Below are 13996 nucleotides of genomic sequence, written 5' to 3' on the forward strand. Positions count from 1 at the left end.
CGCCGACGCCTCAGGCCGCTTCTTCCGTCCGGACTGCTCGTTCAGTGTCGCGGTCATCACGGCACCCTCCTCACCAGGCACAACGCCCGGCAGGTCAGGCCGGAAACACCGTTAGATCCACACGCCCCGCTGAGCGCATCCGGGCGAGCAACCCGTCGACCAGACCGCGCAGCCCCTCGATGTAGGTGTCCTGCGAGGTCAGCGTCGCCCATCGGCCGGCGATGGCAGCCAGCTGCGGCAGGTCGGCCGGGTCGAGTTTGGCGAACAACGCGTCCTGGTAGACGGGCCGGGCGTCCTCGCGGCGGCGGGCGGAATGTGACCGGACGAGGATCTCGCCGACCGTGTAGTACCAGATGCTGCGGAAGACGTGGACGGCCTGGTCCGGGGTACACCCGTAGTCGATGGCGCCGGCCACGACTGCTTCGACCAGGCTCAGGGCCGAGGTGCCCAGCCGGGCGACGAAGCCGTCGGTGGTGAGGACCTCGGCGGCCCATGGCCAGGCCGCGCAGGCGTCGTGGATGACGATGGCGGCCGTGATGATGCGTTCTCGCGGGTCGACGGGCATTTCGGGGGAGGCGATCTGCTCCCCGTACTCGTGGATCAGGAGGAGCAGGAGGTCCTCTTTGTCCTGCACGTGGTGGTAGAGGGTCGTCGCACCAACGCCGATCTCGGCGGCCAGCTTTCGGATGCTAAGTCGCTCCCAGCCGTCGCGATCGATGAGCCTGCGCGCGGCGACCAAGATCTCGCCCCGGGACGTCATCGGTGGCCTACCTGCTTTGACGCGCGGTGCATTGACTCCGGACACCACCCCATCATGCCCCTTTCGTAAAACGGATCAATAAAGATCGTGTGCTCGACAACAGACCGTAGACAATGATAATTTCTGAACGCGTTCCGAAAGTCGATGGACGGCCACCACTACGACAGACAGGGGACTGGAGTGCCGTGACCAAGAGTCGATCTACAAGCCAACCGTCAGTCGTCCACCGGGCCCTCGGTCCGGGCTGCCCCTTGGCCACCAGGTTCAGGCTGGGACGCTCATGATCGTGGGCACGCCGGTGACCGGGATCGGTGCCGCACTCGGAGTGCACGGCCGGTACAAGTGATCGTGGCTGGTCGCGACGGATTCCACCGCGTGAACGACAGGCCCAGGCCCCGGGCGCGGAAAGCAGCTTTCCCCGCACCGGTCCATGCCGGATTACGCCTCATCGATGAGGTAGTGTGCCCGCTCACGATCGTCTTCGAGTTCGAAGTATCACCAGCGCTCGGCCCCACCCGCCACACCATCGAGCGATGGCATCTTAGAGGATGGAGAGATGCGCGAAGCGGTACCCCACACACGGGGCGTCGGCCGACCACCACGGCTGTCCCTGGATGCGATCATCACCGCGGCAGCTCGGATCCTGCAGGCCGAGGGCCTCGAGAAACTGTCGATGCGGCGCCTGGCCAACGAGTTGAGCAGCACGCCGATGGCAATTTACCATCACGTGCGCGACAAAGACGAATTGCTTGTGCACGTACTGGAGTCGCAGGCCCGGATCATGCCCCGGCCGGAGTTTCCCGCGGATAACCGTGAACGCCTCGTCGCGGCTTCGATTCTGCTGTACGACCTGCTCGCTGAACGCCCGTGGATCGTCGAGGTGCTGACCGGCGACGACCTCATCGCTCCCTCTGCCCTCTGGATCGTGGAGGTGATGATTGAAGCCGCCGTAGCCCACGGCAACACCGTCGAAGAAGCGGTCTTCATCTACCGCACCATCTGGTTCTACATCGTCGGAAACCTGATCATCCGCGTGACCAGTACCCGCCGGCGTACCCGCACCGGCACGGTCCACCAGGACGAGGTCGTCGCCCGGTTGACGCCGGACACCCACCCGCGGCTGGTGGAGGTCGCCGGCCGCTGGGCCGAACTCAACACCCGGCAAACCCACCGGCAGGGCCTGACGGCGATCGTCAACGGCCTGATGCCCGCGCGTCGCCCGGCCTAGGGAGCGTCTCGCGGATCATGGATTGGTCCATGGCAGGATGCCGGCAAGGGTGAGTGCCGCCTGGTAGTGCACAGCGAGTTGTCGGTTCGCGTGCCGGGCCCCCGCCCTTTGTCTGAGCCGGTTGATGCGGCGTTCGGCAAGGTTTCCGTACCTACCCGCCGATCCGCGGCGGCCGAGAGCCTGCGTGACCCCGCCGGAGACGGCACTCATGCACGGCGGAAGGCCCGAGCGGCAGGGGTCACGGGTCCCCCGCCAGCTCGGGCCTTCCGTCTCGGTGGGGCATCCTGCCGACAAACCTGAGGCGTTGGGGGGTAAACGCCTTCGGGTCGCCGGACGGAGCCCGGCACCTCTCAGAGGCGAAGCTGAGGTGAATGCAGGTCCAGCCAGGTGTGCAGGTCGAGCACCCGTTCCAGGCCGCCCCGCATCGCGACCGGCATCCCGGCCGGATCGTGCGCCACAGCCTGCTGGGCCCAGTTCCGGTCGATCAGGGCGAAAACCTGCGCGTCCGGCTCGGCGATCAGCTCCTTGACCTGCTGCTGCAACATTCCGGCGTACGCGGGGTTCTGCGTCGACGGGTACGGGCTCTTGACCCGCTCCACCACCGACCGCGGCAGCACGTGCGCGGTGGCCTGGCGCAGCAGGCTCTTCTCGCGACCGTCGGACACCTTCATCGACCACGGCGTGTTGTACACGTACTCGACAAGACGGTGGTCGCAGAACGGCACCCGCACCTCGAGGCCGACCGCCATCGACAGTCTGTCCTTACGATCTAGCAGGGCGCGGACGAACCGGGTCAGGTGCAGGTGGCAGGCGATCCGCATGCGCCGGTCGGATGCGGACTCCCCGTCCAGGTGCTCGACCTCGGTGAGTGCGCTCGTGTACTGGTCGGCGGTGTACGCGCCGACGTCGAGCCGCGCACGCAGGCCGGGTTCGATGTGGGCGGTGCGCCCGGGCAGGGTCAGCGGCGGGATGACCGTCATCCACGGGAACGTGCCGGCGTTCAGCGCCGCCTCGAAGTGGAACCAGGGGTAGCCGGCGAACACCTCGTCGGCCGACTCGCCGGACAGGGCGACTGTGGAGTGTTCCCGGATCGCCTTGAACAGCAGATAAAGTGACAGGTCGAGGTCACCGAAGCCGTTGGGTATGTCGCGGGCGGCCACGGCCGCGCGCCGTACCGCAGGGTCGGACAGGGCGGCCGGGTCGAGCATCACGTCCCGGTGCACGGACCCGACGTGGGACACGACGTCACGGATGAAGGGCGAGTCGGGAGTGTCGCGCATCTCGTCGGCGACGAAGTTGTCCTCCTGGCCGACGAAGTCCACGGAGAAGGTGCGCACCTGCTCGCCGCGTATGCCGAAGCGCTGCGCGGCGATGCCGGTGATCGCGCTGGAGTCCAGGCCGCCGGAGAGCAGCACGCCCTGCGGCACGTCGGAGATCAGCTGGCGGTCGATCACATCGGTGAGCAGGTCACGGACGCAGGCCACGGTGTCGTCGTGGCTGTCGGTGTGCTCGACCGCGCGCAGGCGCCAGTACACGCGCTGCTTGACCCCGCCGCGGTCGACGGTGACCAGCGTTCCAGGCAGCACCTCGTGCATGCCGTGCCACAGCGCCCAGCCAGGTGCCTTGGTCTGGGCAAACAGCTCCCGCAGCCCATCGGTGTTGACCACCTTGGGGGCCAGCGGGTTGGCCAGGATCGCCTTGGGTTCGGAACCGAACAGGACGCCGTCCGGCGTCGGATAGTAGAAGAGCGGCTTGATGCCCATCCGGTCGCGTACGAGGACGAGCTTCTGGTCGCGCTCGTCCCAGATCGCAAACGCGTACATGCCCTCGATGTGGTCCACGACGCTCTCGGCCCACTGCAGGTAGCCGTGGAGCACGACCTCCGTGTCGCTGCTGGTTCGGAAGGTGTGCCCGAGTGCCGTCAGCCGCTCGCGCAGTTCCTGGAAGTTGTAGACCTCACCGGAGTAGACCAGGGCCACGTCGCCCGCCGGTGTGCTCACGGTCATCGGCTGCCCGCCGCCGGGCAGGTCGATGATCGCCAGGCGGCGGTGCCCCAACGCGGCGTGCGTTCGGACGAACGTGCCGTGTCCATCCGGCCCTCGGCAGGCCATCGTCTGGGTCATCGCGTCGAGCGCGTGACCCTGGCGCGTCAGATCAGCGTCGAACGACACCCACCCGGTGATACCGCACATGACATCCCCGTCTCTCTCGTGTTCGCGCGTCTGCTGGTCGGTCTGGTCAGGGGGTGGACGGCCATGGGACCGCCGAGGTGGTGAGCACTGAGCGGGCGCGTGCCGTAAGCAGCCCGACCACCGCGTCGCGGTGCTCGTCCAGGTAGAAGTGGCCGCCCGGGAAGGCCCGGGTGTCGCACTCACCGTCGGTAGCTTCGTGCCAGCCCTGGGCCTCGCTCGCCGTGACCTCCGGGTCGCGGTCGCCGTACAGCACGGTGACCGGTGCCCGCAGCCGCACCCCGGGCAACGGCCGGTAGGTCTCGCTGAGGCGGTAGTCGGATCGGATGACGGGCAAAAACGCCTGGACGAGTGCCGGGTCGTCGAGGATGTCCAGATGCGTGGCCTCGGTGCGGCGCAGTTCCTCGACCAGCTCGTCGTCGCTGCTGAGGTGCACCTGCCCGGGCCGGGTCAGATGCGGCGCGGGATGCCCTGACACCACCAGCGCCGCCGGCGGCTCGCCCGCCGCAGTGAGGCGGCGGGCGATCTCGTAGGCGACCACGGCACCCATGCTGTGTCCGAACAGGATGGTCGTGGTCCGCGTCTCGTCCGCCAGCAGGTCGGTTCCTACGACGTCGACCAGCCCGCGCATGTCCCCGGGCACCGGTTCGCCGAAGCGGTCCTCGCGGCCGGGGTACTGGACGGCCAGAAACTCGACGTCCCAGGGTGCCGCCGCGGTCCACGACCGGTAGTAGCTCGCGCTGCCACCGCCGTGTGGGAACAGCACCACCCGTGCCTGGGCGTAGGGCCGGGGAGCCGGCCTGCGGAGCGCACCCGGAGCGAAGCCGTCAGTCGGCATGCCGCGACTCACTCGCTCGCGACGGGTGCCATGGACATGTTCCAGAACTCGGCGTAGCGGCCACCACGGCGCAGCAACTCATCGTGGGTTCCCTCCTCGACGATCCGTCCGTCGCTGACGAAGACGACCCGGTCGGCGCGCTGGACGGTCCGCATCCGGTGCGCGACCATCACCACCGTCCGGCCCGCCATCAGGCGTTCGATGCCTTCGTGGACCGCTGTCTCGTTCACCGGGTCCAGTGCCGAGGTCACCTCGTCGAGCAGCACTATCGACGCGTTCTTCAGCAGTGCCCGGGCGATCGAGACCCGCTGGCGCTCGCCGCCGGAGAGCAGCGCGCCACCCTCGCCGACGTTCGCGTCCCATCCGCCCGGCAGCCGCTCGACGACCTCGTCCAGCCGTGCGGCGGTGGCCGCCGCACGGACCTCGGCCTCGTCGGCGTCGGGCCGACCGAGCCGCACGTTCTCCTCGATGGTGCCGTCGAAGAGGTAGACGTCCTGGAAGACGATGGCGCTCTGTGCCATCAGCACCTCGGGATCGACGTCGCGCACGTCGACCCCGCCCACTCGGACCGCGCCCGCGCCCACGTCATAGAACCGGGCGACCAACTGCAGCAGGGTGGTCTTTCCTGCACCGGACGGCCCGACGACGGCCAGCCGTTGGCCCTGCGGCACCGACAGCGACAGCCCGTCGAAGACCACGTGATCGCCATGGCGGAAGCCGACCGAGTCGAACTCCAGGTCGAAACGCTTCGGCAGGATCGGCTCGGCGGCCTCGGGAAGCGGCTCGGTACGCAGCACCTTGTCGAGCCGCTCCAGCTCGGCACGTGCGCTGCGGAGCTTGCCGCTGATGTCCGACAGCGACAGCAACGGTTCCGCGCTGCGGGCGGCGAGCACCAGGATGGTCAGGAATTCCGCGACGCCGATATCACCGCCGAGCGCGAGGTAGGTCCCCAGGACCAGCACCGCAGTGAAGATCGCCTGCACGATGAGTGTCATGCCCACCGCGCCGGGCAGCACCGACAGGGTCTGCCGGCGCGAGGACCGCTCGACGTCCTGTAGCGCGTCGTCGAGCAGGGAGAACCGCTCGCGGCTACGGCCGCCCGCCCGCAGCACCGGCTGCGCCTGAAGGAACTCGATGACCCGGGCGCTGGACTCGTTGCTACGCCTGGCGTTGTCGGCGTCGTTGACCGCCATCGACCGCGCGGTCCAGATCTTAATGATCACCACGATCGGCGCGGCGACGAGCGCGGCCAGTCCCAGTTGCCAGTTGGAAACCGTCATCACGGCGATGATCGTCAGCGGGGTCACGCAGGCGGCGATGAACGGCGCCAGCAGGTGCGCCGACACGCCCATCGCCGCGAGAAGGCCACGGCTGGCCATCACGGACACCTCGCCCACCCGGCCGGAGTTGTACCAGCCGATGGGCAGCCGGGCCAGGTGCTCGCCGAGGCGGTGGTACATGCCCCGCAGCATCGTGGTGCCGACGCGCATGCCGGACAGGTCGCTGGAGTAGCGCAGCACGGCGTAGACCACGACGCCGGCCGCGAACGCGATCAGCCAGGGCCACGCATCCGACGGGTCTTCGCCGAACAGCGCCCGGAGCACGGGCACCAGCAGCGCGTAGAGCAGCCCCTCGAACACGGCGGTGACAGTCATCAGGGCGACAGTGAGGCGCATCGGCTTGGCGTACTCGTGGCCGAGCACGCGTAGCAACATTCTGATCATCGGGGCTGGTCTCCTTGCAGTACGCCACCTCGGGTCTTGCTGTCGTCGGCGATCGCCGACTGCTGGATCCGCCAGAACGCGGCGAACTCCCCGTCGCGGGCGAGCAGGTCGGTCGGCCTGCCGCGCTCGATGACCTCGCCGTCGCGGAGCATCACGACGGTGTCGGCGTCAGCGATGGTCTCCAGGCGGTGGGCGATGATCAGGACGGTCCGGTCGTGCAGCGTCGCCAGGGCCTGGCGCACTGCCCGGTCGGTCTGCGGGTCGGCGAAGGCGGTCGCCTCGTCGAGCACCAGGATGGGAGTGTCGGCCGCCAGGGCGCGCGCGATCGCGATGCGTTGGGCCTCGCCGCCGGAGAGCTTGACCTCCTCGCCGATCACGGTCTCGTAGCCGCGGGGCAGTTCGAGGATGCGGTCATGGATGTGCGCCAGCTGGGCGGCGCGTACCACGTCGTCGAGGTCGGCGTGGGGGACCGCCAGCGCGATGTTGTCCGCGACGGACGCACGTAGCAGGCGGACGTCCTGGAAGACGAAGGAGACCCGGAGGTAGAGCTCCTTGCTGCCGATCTCGCGCAGGTCGACGCCGCCGAGGCGGACCGAACCCCCGGTAGGGTCGAAGAACCGCGGCAGAAGTTGGACCAACGTGGACTTGCCGCTGCCGGACGGCCCGACGAGCGCGGTGACCGTACCCGGTTCGAGGGTCAGGTCGATCCCGCGCAACACCTCGTTGTCGTCGTTGTAGCCGAACCGGACGTCGCGCAGTTCGACCCGGTTGTTCTGCGGGGCGACGGGCTGGGCCGGCTCCGACAGCGCCGCAGTCCCGAGGACCTCGCGGATGCGGCCGAGCGCACGACCGGCGGCCTGCATGTCGTCGAAGCCGTGGCCAAGAGCGGCGACCGGGGCAGTCAGGCCGAGCCCGAGAAGCAGGAAGGGCAGCAGGTCGGCCGGGGCCATGCCGCCGGACGTGATCAGCGCCGTGCCACCTATCAGCACCACCGCCAGCACGAAGGGCGGAGACAGGGCCGTCTGCATCCCGGCGGCGACCGCGGAGACACCGCGTACCCATCGGGTGAAGATGTCGACGAAGTCGTCGGCGGCGGTGAGGAACTTGCGGTGCGCACGCTGCGAGCCACCGAACGCCTTGACCACCGAGATGCCCTGCACGAACTCGACGACCGAGCTGGCGATCCGGCCCATCGCGGCGTCGTAGTCCTCCTGTGCCCGGGTGCGCGCCGGGGTCATCAGCAGCGGGACGTGCGCGATGGCCAGCACCACCGGGATCAGCGTGATCAGCGTGAGCCGCCAGTCGATGGTCAGCAGGTAGATCAGCGACACCAGGGGCACGACGAACGCGGAGACGAGTTCGCCCGGAGCATGGGCGACGAACGGGTGCAGGGCGCTGACATCCTCGCCGACCACCTTCGCCAGCTCGCCACTGCGACGGCGGGAGAACCAGCCGATGGGTACGCGGCCGAGGCCGGCGGCGAGTTCGCGGCGCATCGAGAGCTGCACCTTGCCGTCCAGGATGTGGCCGAGCCCCGAGGACGCGGCGGTGAACACCAGCCGGACGAACAGGCCGACCGCGCCCAGGATGACGACGGTCCAGACATGATCCCGGTCGATCGGTCCAGGTGTCAGCAGGGTGCGACCCAACTCGACGACCGCGAGCAGCGGTGCCAACCCTGCGATGGCACCGATGACCTGCAGGATCACGACCACCGCGAAGGTCGGCACGTGTGGCCGCAACAGCGGGCCTGTGCTAACCGACTGCGGCTCGGTCGTAGTGGCTTCCGATGACGGCATGAATTGCTCTCCTGCCACGGTGGAGTGGATGGCGCCCATGGCTCTCCCATCCCTTTTTCGTACGCGTACGCTATTACTGTACCCTGGCGGTCCCCGGCGGGCTAGCACCGGTCGCGGTCGACTGTGTCGTACGTCCGCCATGCGCGAAAGTCCTTTCACCGCACCAGATCGGCGGCCGTCAGCGGTGCGCCCGGTTGCGGATCGGCCACCTCGGGATAGCCGAGCGCCTCGGTCAACTCCTTCCAGGCGTTGGCGACGGCCAGGTGGCGCTGGCCGCGCCGCAACGGGTCGGCGTCCGCGTCGACGCGTTCGCGTAGATCGCCCAGGGCGGTGACCACCGCGTCCCCCCACAGGTCGCGTACGACCGTCGCCCAGGAGGGTGTGTCCGTGTCCCCGATGTGGTCACCGGTGGGGCCGAGGACGTCCGACCACCGGGTGTCGACGGCCGACGTGCCGGTGAGAAACAGCCCCGTCGGGTCCGACGGCGTACGCAGCACCGGATTCCACAGCACCGGACCGTGGGTGTTGGCCAGCATCAGGTTGCCCGCGTCGGTGCCGATGGTGATCCGGTGCAGCAGCAGGCTCGTGCTGTCGTCCCCCGCCTGCATCCGGTTCTCCACCCGCAGCGTCAGCGGTACGCCGGCAATCTGGCCGTCCACACTCGTCAGCGGCCGGCCGGCCCGCTCGCCGACGGCGAAGAACGACCACGGCCGCAGTCCGTCGAAGACCTCGGCCAGGATGTCGAGCAGGTCGAAGCAGACCTGCACCGCGCACACCGCGTCCACGAACACCGGCTTGCGCGAGCCGACCAGCCGGCGGGCGGCCGAGGTGAACCGCTGAACCGGCTCGACATGCGGATAGAACGTGTTCACCAGGTACTGGACCTCGGCCCGGCGTGCCGTTCGCAGGCAGTCCGCCAGCTCGGCTGGATGTACCGGATGTTCCTGCAACACATGGATCCCGCGGTCGAGCAGGGCCTTGGCGAGCTCGACGCCCGGTCCGCCGCCGACTGCGGTGGAGACCACGACACACGCGGCGTCGACGTCGTCGGGAAGCTCGGCGACCGAGGAGTACAGCGGGACGTTGTACTCCTCGGCGAGTGCCACCGACCGGGCACTGCCCCGGGCCACGATGCCAGCGAGTTCGAACAGCTCTGGCGCGCGGGCGATGGCCGACAGGTAGACCTGGCCGAAGCGCGTGCCGCACACGACGACGCGCATCCGGCTGGGCAGGGCTCGGCTCATCGGCGGTCCACCGAGGCAGCAGCCACCCGCGCCACGTGCGGCGGCTGAAGGCAACTGACGTGATCGCCCGGGACGTCGACGACCGTCACGTCGCCCAGGCAGACGTCGTGCCAGAACCGGGCCGAGTCGCGTTCCGGAAGTCCGTCGTCGGACTCCAGTGGCCGGAGGAAGGTCAGGTCTCCGGCGTACGGCTGCGGCTCGTAGCGTGCCACCGCATCACGGATGCTCGGGCAACCGCCGTCGAGCCGGTGCGTGGCCTGATGGCCGGACACGACCACCAGCCGTACGGCCGCACCCGCCTCGCCCAGCGCCCGCGCCAGTTCCAGCGCGACCGGGGCACCGAGGCAGTAACCGACGATCGAGACGTCGGTGAACCCGGCGGCCCGCACCTCCGCTGCGTAGCCGACGGCCAACTCCTCGACCAGGATGGCCGGGTCCAGCTCCAGCCGGTCGACGCCGGGCACGGCGAGCCCGAACACCGGTCCGCTCGCGGCGAGTTCGGTGGTCAGCGCCCGCAGCGCGGCGAGGGTGCCGGTGCCGTCGTGCACGACGAGTTGCACCGGTCCGGCACCCGACCCGCCGAGCGGGAGCAGCGCCGACCGCTCGGGCGTCCCGGCCACCACCGGCGGCTGCTCCGGCGCGGCGGCGGTCGCCAGCCGCTGGGTCAGGCCGGCGACCGTCGGCGCGTCGAGCAGGGCGCGCAGCAGTACGTCGAAGGGGACGTGAGCGGCCTCGGGCAGGTGTTCGCGGACCCGTCCGACGAACCGGGCGGCCAGCAGCGAGTTGCCGCCCGCGTCGAAGAACACCAGCTCCCGATCCAGCGGCCGGCTGCCGAGCACCTCACCCCAGAGCTCGGCGATCCGCTGCTCGGCACCGGGCCGCGGTGGTTCCGCCGGGCCGCCGGCCGGCGCGTTCGCTGCCGGCGCCGACTCCAGCAGTCGCTTGCGGTCGACCTTCCCGTTGCCGGTCAGCGGCAACGTCTCGACGACGCGCAGCCGCGCGGGGACCATGTGTGCCGGCAGCCGGTCGGCCACCCAGGCGATGAGCTCAGCGGAGTCGGCGGTGCCGGGCGGGCGGTGGGGTACCACGAAGGCGACGAGTGCCCGCTGGAGCGCGTCGCTGCCCGCGGCCAGCACCACGCAGGTGCCGACCGCGGGGTGCTCGCCCAGCACCGCCTCGATCTCACCGAGCTCGATCCGGTGGCCGCGGATCTTGACCTGCTGGTCAGCGCGGCCGAGAAACTCGATCTCGCCGTCGGGCAGGTAGCGGCCAAGGTCGCCGGTGCGGTACAGCCGCTCCCCGGTCTCCGGGTGGTGGATGAACCGCTCGGCGGTGCGGTCGGGGTCGTTGAGGTAACCGTCGGCCAGCCCCGTGCCCGCGATGAACAGCTCACCGGGGACCAGGTCGGGCCGGTCGCGCAGCGCGGAGTCGAGCACATGGAAACGCTGGTTCGCCAGCGGTCGCCCGTACGGGATGCTGCGCCAGTGCGGTTCGACGGTGCGGATGCGGTGGAAGTTCGACCAGATCGCCGCCTCCGTCGCACCGCCCAGGCTGATCAGTTCGGCACCGGGTACGTGTCGTCCGGCGTGGCCGGGCAGCGACAGCGGAACCCAGTCCCCCGACAGCAGCGCCAGTCGCAGGCTGGACAGGTCGGCGCGTTCGATGTCCAGGTAGTGCATCAGCATCTGTAGCTGGGCGGGGACCGAGTTCCACAGCGTCACATCGTGCGCGGCCACCATCGCCGCCCAGTGCGACGGATCTCCGCGGCGCGCCGGGTCGGGCAGCACCAGGACGGCGCCGAGGGCGGTCGGCCCGAACAGGCCCTCGGCGACATGGACCGCAAAGACGCTCCACTGCGCATCCTGATCACCGACATCGGCGAACGACTGCATGGCTGGCCGGACGGTCCTGTTGTCACCGAGCAGAAGCGGACCGAGGCGATCGGGTACTTCCGCGAGCGCGAGAACGCGATCGAGAAACAGCAGGCTCGGACCCCAGCCGATGGCCCCGAACAGCCTCAGCAGCCCCCGCTGACCATCCCGAAAACGGTCTACCCAGGTGGATGGCCGGAACCACCCGGCGTCGAGATGCTGCAGAACGACTATCCGGCAGCCATCACAATCGGTGCCACCAGCTACCCCAGCGTCACGCACGCATACTGGGCACTGTCGACTCCCGACTCCGACTGGCACGACCAGATCACCGCAGCGGCACGCGGATACGACGTCGGTAAAATCGCCGAACTGGCACCTCGCCGCACCGACTGGGCCGCGGTCCGCCTGGCGGTCATGACGGCCCTGCTGCGCGCCAAATACACCCAGCACACCCAGATCGCGCAGACCCTGAGCGCCAGCGGCGACGCCCGGATCGTCTACGTCGACTTCGACTCCGCCTACTGGTCCGCCGACGGCAAGCAGGGCAACAACTGGATCGGCCGGCTGCTGGAAGTAATCCGCTCCGAACTCGCCGCCGCTGAAACCGGGATTCCCCTTCTGACGATTCACGGCACCGGCTCCTCGGCGTCGCCCGGAACACGAGTGCCGACATGCGAAGATGGAGCGCCCGAGGCCTCCAGTTCCCCGTGAGCGCACTTGGGTTCGCGGGAACTCGCGGAATTCTGGCCTCGTCTCAGGACCAACACATCCTCGTGCGCGATCAGGTGCACAGGCAGCCCCTCGGACCGAGACCTGCGTACCGCCATCAGCCCGAACATCGACGCGCGATGCACGACCTTGCCGTCCCGGACAGCCGCGAGCAACGCCGCGCATCGCTGCACCGGGATCAGCCCCACCGACCGGGCCACGGCAAGCAACTCGCCGGGCAGGTCGATCAGGTCGTCGCGTTGACGGCGCACCGGCCGACAGGTGATCACCACCGTCCCGCCTGGGCGCAGCAACCGACAGCTGGCGGCCAGGATCGTCGCGAACCCGTCGAGCAACCGGGACCAACCGCCGTAGGCGAGATTGCCGGACTCCCGATCCCCGTACAGGTGATTCCGCTTGCGTACCCCGGTGCCTGTCATCCGCACCAGGCCGTGCGTCCCGCGCCCGTACGGCGGTGAGGTGAGCACGAGCGCCACCCTGCCCACCACGGACGTCGGCACCAGGTCCAGCAGCCTGGTGGCGTCGCCGGTGAGCACCTGCGCGGCGCCGACCGCGCCCTGCGACCGGGCGAGGGCGATGTTGGCGGCGGCCAGCGCGGTGAACCGGGACTCGATGTCGATCCCGATCGCGTGCCGGCCCAGATGCATGCCCTCGACCAGGGTGGTGCCCGAGCCGCACATCGGGTCGAACACCAGATCCCCTGGCGCGGTGTAGGAGCTGATCGCATGTGCGGCCAGGTGCGGCAGCATCTTGCCCGGATGGCTGGACGTTGCCGGCACGTACCTGCCTCGCCGTTGGTCCCGGGCCGGCTGCTGGCAGGTCAACCACACCGAGGTGACTGGAAGACTCTCAGCCACCGGCACCGCCGGTGGCTGTCGCGCTGCGGGTCAGAATCAGCACGTCGGTGTGGATGTCCAGCTGCGTACGCCGGCCAGGTCGCGGCGGCCGGTCGGCCGCCACGATGTGCTGCAAGTACGCCAACCCAGCGCGTCTGGCGGCGATGACCACGTCGACCGGCACAGTCACCTCGCCGTGCGGCAGCAGCACCGCCACGCACCCTCCAGGCTGGAGGCTGGCCCGGCAGCGGACGAAGAACTCGCCAGTCGCAGTCGTGTCGCCGGGCGGCCAGCCGGTGACGATCAACGCCGCCGGCTCCCGACCCCAGCCCAGGTGCCGGTGCGGGTGAAGGTGGCTACGGCGGTGGGCGGCGATGACCGCGCGAGCCAACTGCGGCCCCACCGCCAGGTCGATGATCAGGTCGGACGGGTGAGTGAGGTTGTGGACCAGCCGCACGCCCATCGCGTTGGACATGGTCTCGCCCCCGGCGGGGGCAGGCACCGGCCAGACGGTGATCGGCACCGGCGGATCGCCGGACACCACATCCCCCACAGGAACCGGTGCGCGGCGCGTCTTCTTGTCGGTCATCGGCACGGTGGCCCCCGGACCGGCGGGCGTACTGACACTTCCCAGAGCCACGGTGACAGTGGCCTTCCCCCTGAGATGTGGACACCCTGAGACTGGATGTTGGTCCAGAGGAAGGGGTGTCCCCGTTGGGGCGTCCATCGAAGTACACGGAAGAGTTTCAGCGTGACGCGGTTGACCTGGTTCACT

General features: G+C 69.5%; 11 protein-coding genes. 2 read left to right on the plus strand and 9 right to left on the minus strand.

From position 1 onward, the window contains the following. Window positions 1–94: 94 nt before the first annotated feature. A complete protein-coding gene (locus C1I93_RS21090) occupies window positions 95–760 on the minus strand; it encodes a TetR/AcrR family transcriptional regulator (RefSeq protein ID WP_111245031.1) in 666 nt (221 codons plus the stop codon). Between the two features lie 556 nt (window positions 761–1316). Between C1I93_RS21090 and C1I93_RS21095 the strand changes: the two genes are divergently transcribed. After that, a complete protein-coding gene (locus tag C1I93_RS21095) occupies window positions 1317–1988 on the plus strand; it encodes a TetR/AcrR family transcriptional regulator (protein WP_111245032.1) in 672 nt (223 codons plus the stop codon). A 350-nt stretch (window positions 1989–2338) separates the two neighbouring features. On the opposite strand, the gene asnB is transcribed toward C1I93_RS21095, so the two are convergent. From asnB to C1I93_RS21125, 6 genes are all read right to left on the minus strand, one after another. Next, complete coding sequence (asnB, locus tag C1I93_RS21100; protein WP_111245033.1) at window positions 2339–4180, minus strand: asparagine synthase (glutamine-hydrolyzing); 1842 nt, start codon at window positions 4178–4180, stop codon at window positions 2339–2341. A 46-nt stretch (window positions 4181–4226) separates the two neighbouring features. Next, the gene (locus C1I93_RS21105) at window positions 4227–5015 is read right to left on the minus strand and encodes a thioesterase II family protein (RefSeq protein WP_181445262.1); all 789 of its coding nucleotides are present in this window, start codon (window positions 5013–5015) and stop codon (window positions 4227–4229) included. An 8-nt stretch (window positions 5016–5023) separates the two neighbouring features. After that, window positions 5024–6739, minus strand: a complete 1716-nt coding sequence (locus C1I93_RS21110) for an ABC transporter ATP-binding protein (RefSeq protein ID WP_111245035.1) — start codon at window positions 6737–6739, stop codon at window positions 5024–5026. Then, window positions 6736–8538: an ABC transporter ATP-binding protein gene (locus tag C1I93_RS21115; RefSeq protein WP_212808352.1), complete on the minus strand. Its 1803-nt coding sequence runs from the start codon at window positions 8536–8538 to the stop codon at window positions 6736–6738. The genes C1I93_RS21110 and C1I93_RS21115 overlap by 4 nt, the downstream gene beginning before the upstream one ends. A 155-nt stretch (window positions 8539–8693) precedes the next feature. After that, the gene (locus tag C1I93_RS21120) at window positions 8694–9782 is read right to left on the minus strand and encodes a Gfo/Idh/MocA family oxidoreductase (RefSeq protein WP_111245037.1); all 1089 of its coding nucleotides are present in this window, start codon (window positions 9780–9782) and stop codon (window positions 8694–8696) included. After that, a complete protein-coding gene (locus C1I93_RS21125) occupies window positions 9779–11674 on the minus strand; it encodes an AMP-binding protein (protein WP_111245038.1) in 1896 nt (631 codons plus the stop codon). Before C1I93_RS21125 ends, C1I93_RS21120 begins: the two co-directional genes overlap by 4 nt. On the opposite strand from C1I93_RS21125, the gene C1I93_RS21130 reads away from it, so the two are divergent. After that, window positions 11615–12367: an NADAR family protein gene (locus C1I93_RS21130; RefSeq protein WP_111245039.1), complete on the plus strand. Its 753-nt coding sequence runs from the start codon at window positions 11615–11617 to the stop codon at window positions 12365–12367. The genes C1I93_RS21125 and C1I93_RS21130 overlap by 60 nt on opposite strands. Here C1I93_RS21130 and C1I93_RS21135 read toward each other — a convergent pair. Both C1I93_RS21135 and C1I93_RS21140 read right to left on the minus strand, forming a co-directional pair. Then, a complete protein-coding gene (locus tag C1I93_RS21135) occupies window positions 12283–13242 on the minus strand; it encodes a TRM11 family SAM-dependent methyltransferase (RefSeq protein ID WP_111245040.1) in 960 nt (319 codons plus the stop codon). The two genes, C1I93_RS21130 and C1I93_RS21135, sit on opposite strands and share 85 nt — an antisense overlap. Next, the gene (locus C1I93_RS21140; protein WP_249412221.1) at window positions 13235–13861 is read right to left on the minus strand and encodes a hypothetical protein; all 627 of its coding nucleotides are present in this window, start codon (window positions 13859–13861) and stop codon (window positions 13235–13237) included. Before C1I93_RS21140 ends, C1I93_RS21135 begins: the two co-directional genes overlap by 8 nt. Window positions 13862–13996 lie beyond the last annotated feature (135 nt).

It is taken from the genome of Micromonospora endophytica, from assembly GCF_003236305.1.
Taxonomy (GTDB): domain Bacteria; phylum Actinomycetota; class Actinomycetes; order Mycobacteriales; family Micromonosporaceae; genus Micromonospora; species Micromonospora endophytica.

What these genes read in the sequence shown, in the direction of transcription:
- C1I93_RS21110 (WP_111245035.1), bottom strand. Translation starts at nt 6,739, where the DNA reads ATGATCAGAATGTTGCTACGCGTGCTCGGCCACGAGTACGCCAAGCCG.
- C1I93_RS21120 (WP_111245037.1), bottom strand. Translation starts at nt 9,782, where the DNA reads ATGAGCCGAGCCCTGCCCAGCCGGATGCGCGTCGTCGTGTGCGGCACG.
- C1I93_RS21125 (WP_111245038.1), bottom strand. Translation starts at nt 11,674, where the DNA reads ATGCAGTCGTTCGCCGATGTCGGTGATCAGGATGCGCAGTGGAGCGTC.
- asnB (WP_111245033.1), bottom strand. Translation starts at nt 4,180, where the DNA reads ATGTGCGGTATCACCGGGTGGGTGTCGTTCGACGCTGATCTGACGCGC.
- C1I93_RS21130 (WP_111245039.1), top strand. Translation starts at nt 11,615, where the DNA reads ATGGACCGCAAAGACGCTCCACTGCGCATCCTGATCACCGACATCGGC.
- C1I93_RS21105 (WP_181445262.1), bottom strand. Translation starts at nt 5,015, where the DNA reads ATGCCGACTGACGGCTTCGCTCCGGGTGCGCTCCGCAGGCCGGCTCCC.
- C1I93_RS21095 (WP_111245032.1), top strand. Translation starts at nt 1,317, where the DNA reads ATGCGCGAAGCGGTACCCCACACACGGGGCGTCGGCCGACCACCACGG.
- C1I93_RS21115 (WP_212808352.1), bottom strand. Translation starts at nt 8,538, where the DNA reads ATGCCGTCATCGGAAGCCACTACGACCGAGCCGCAGTCGGTTAGCACA.
- C1I93_RS21090 (WP_111245031.1), bottom strand. Translation starts at nt 760, where the DNA reads ATGACGTCCCGGGGCGAGATCTTGGTCGCCGCGCGCAGGCTCATCGAT.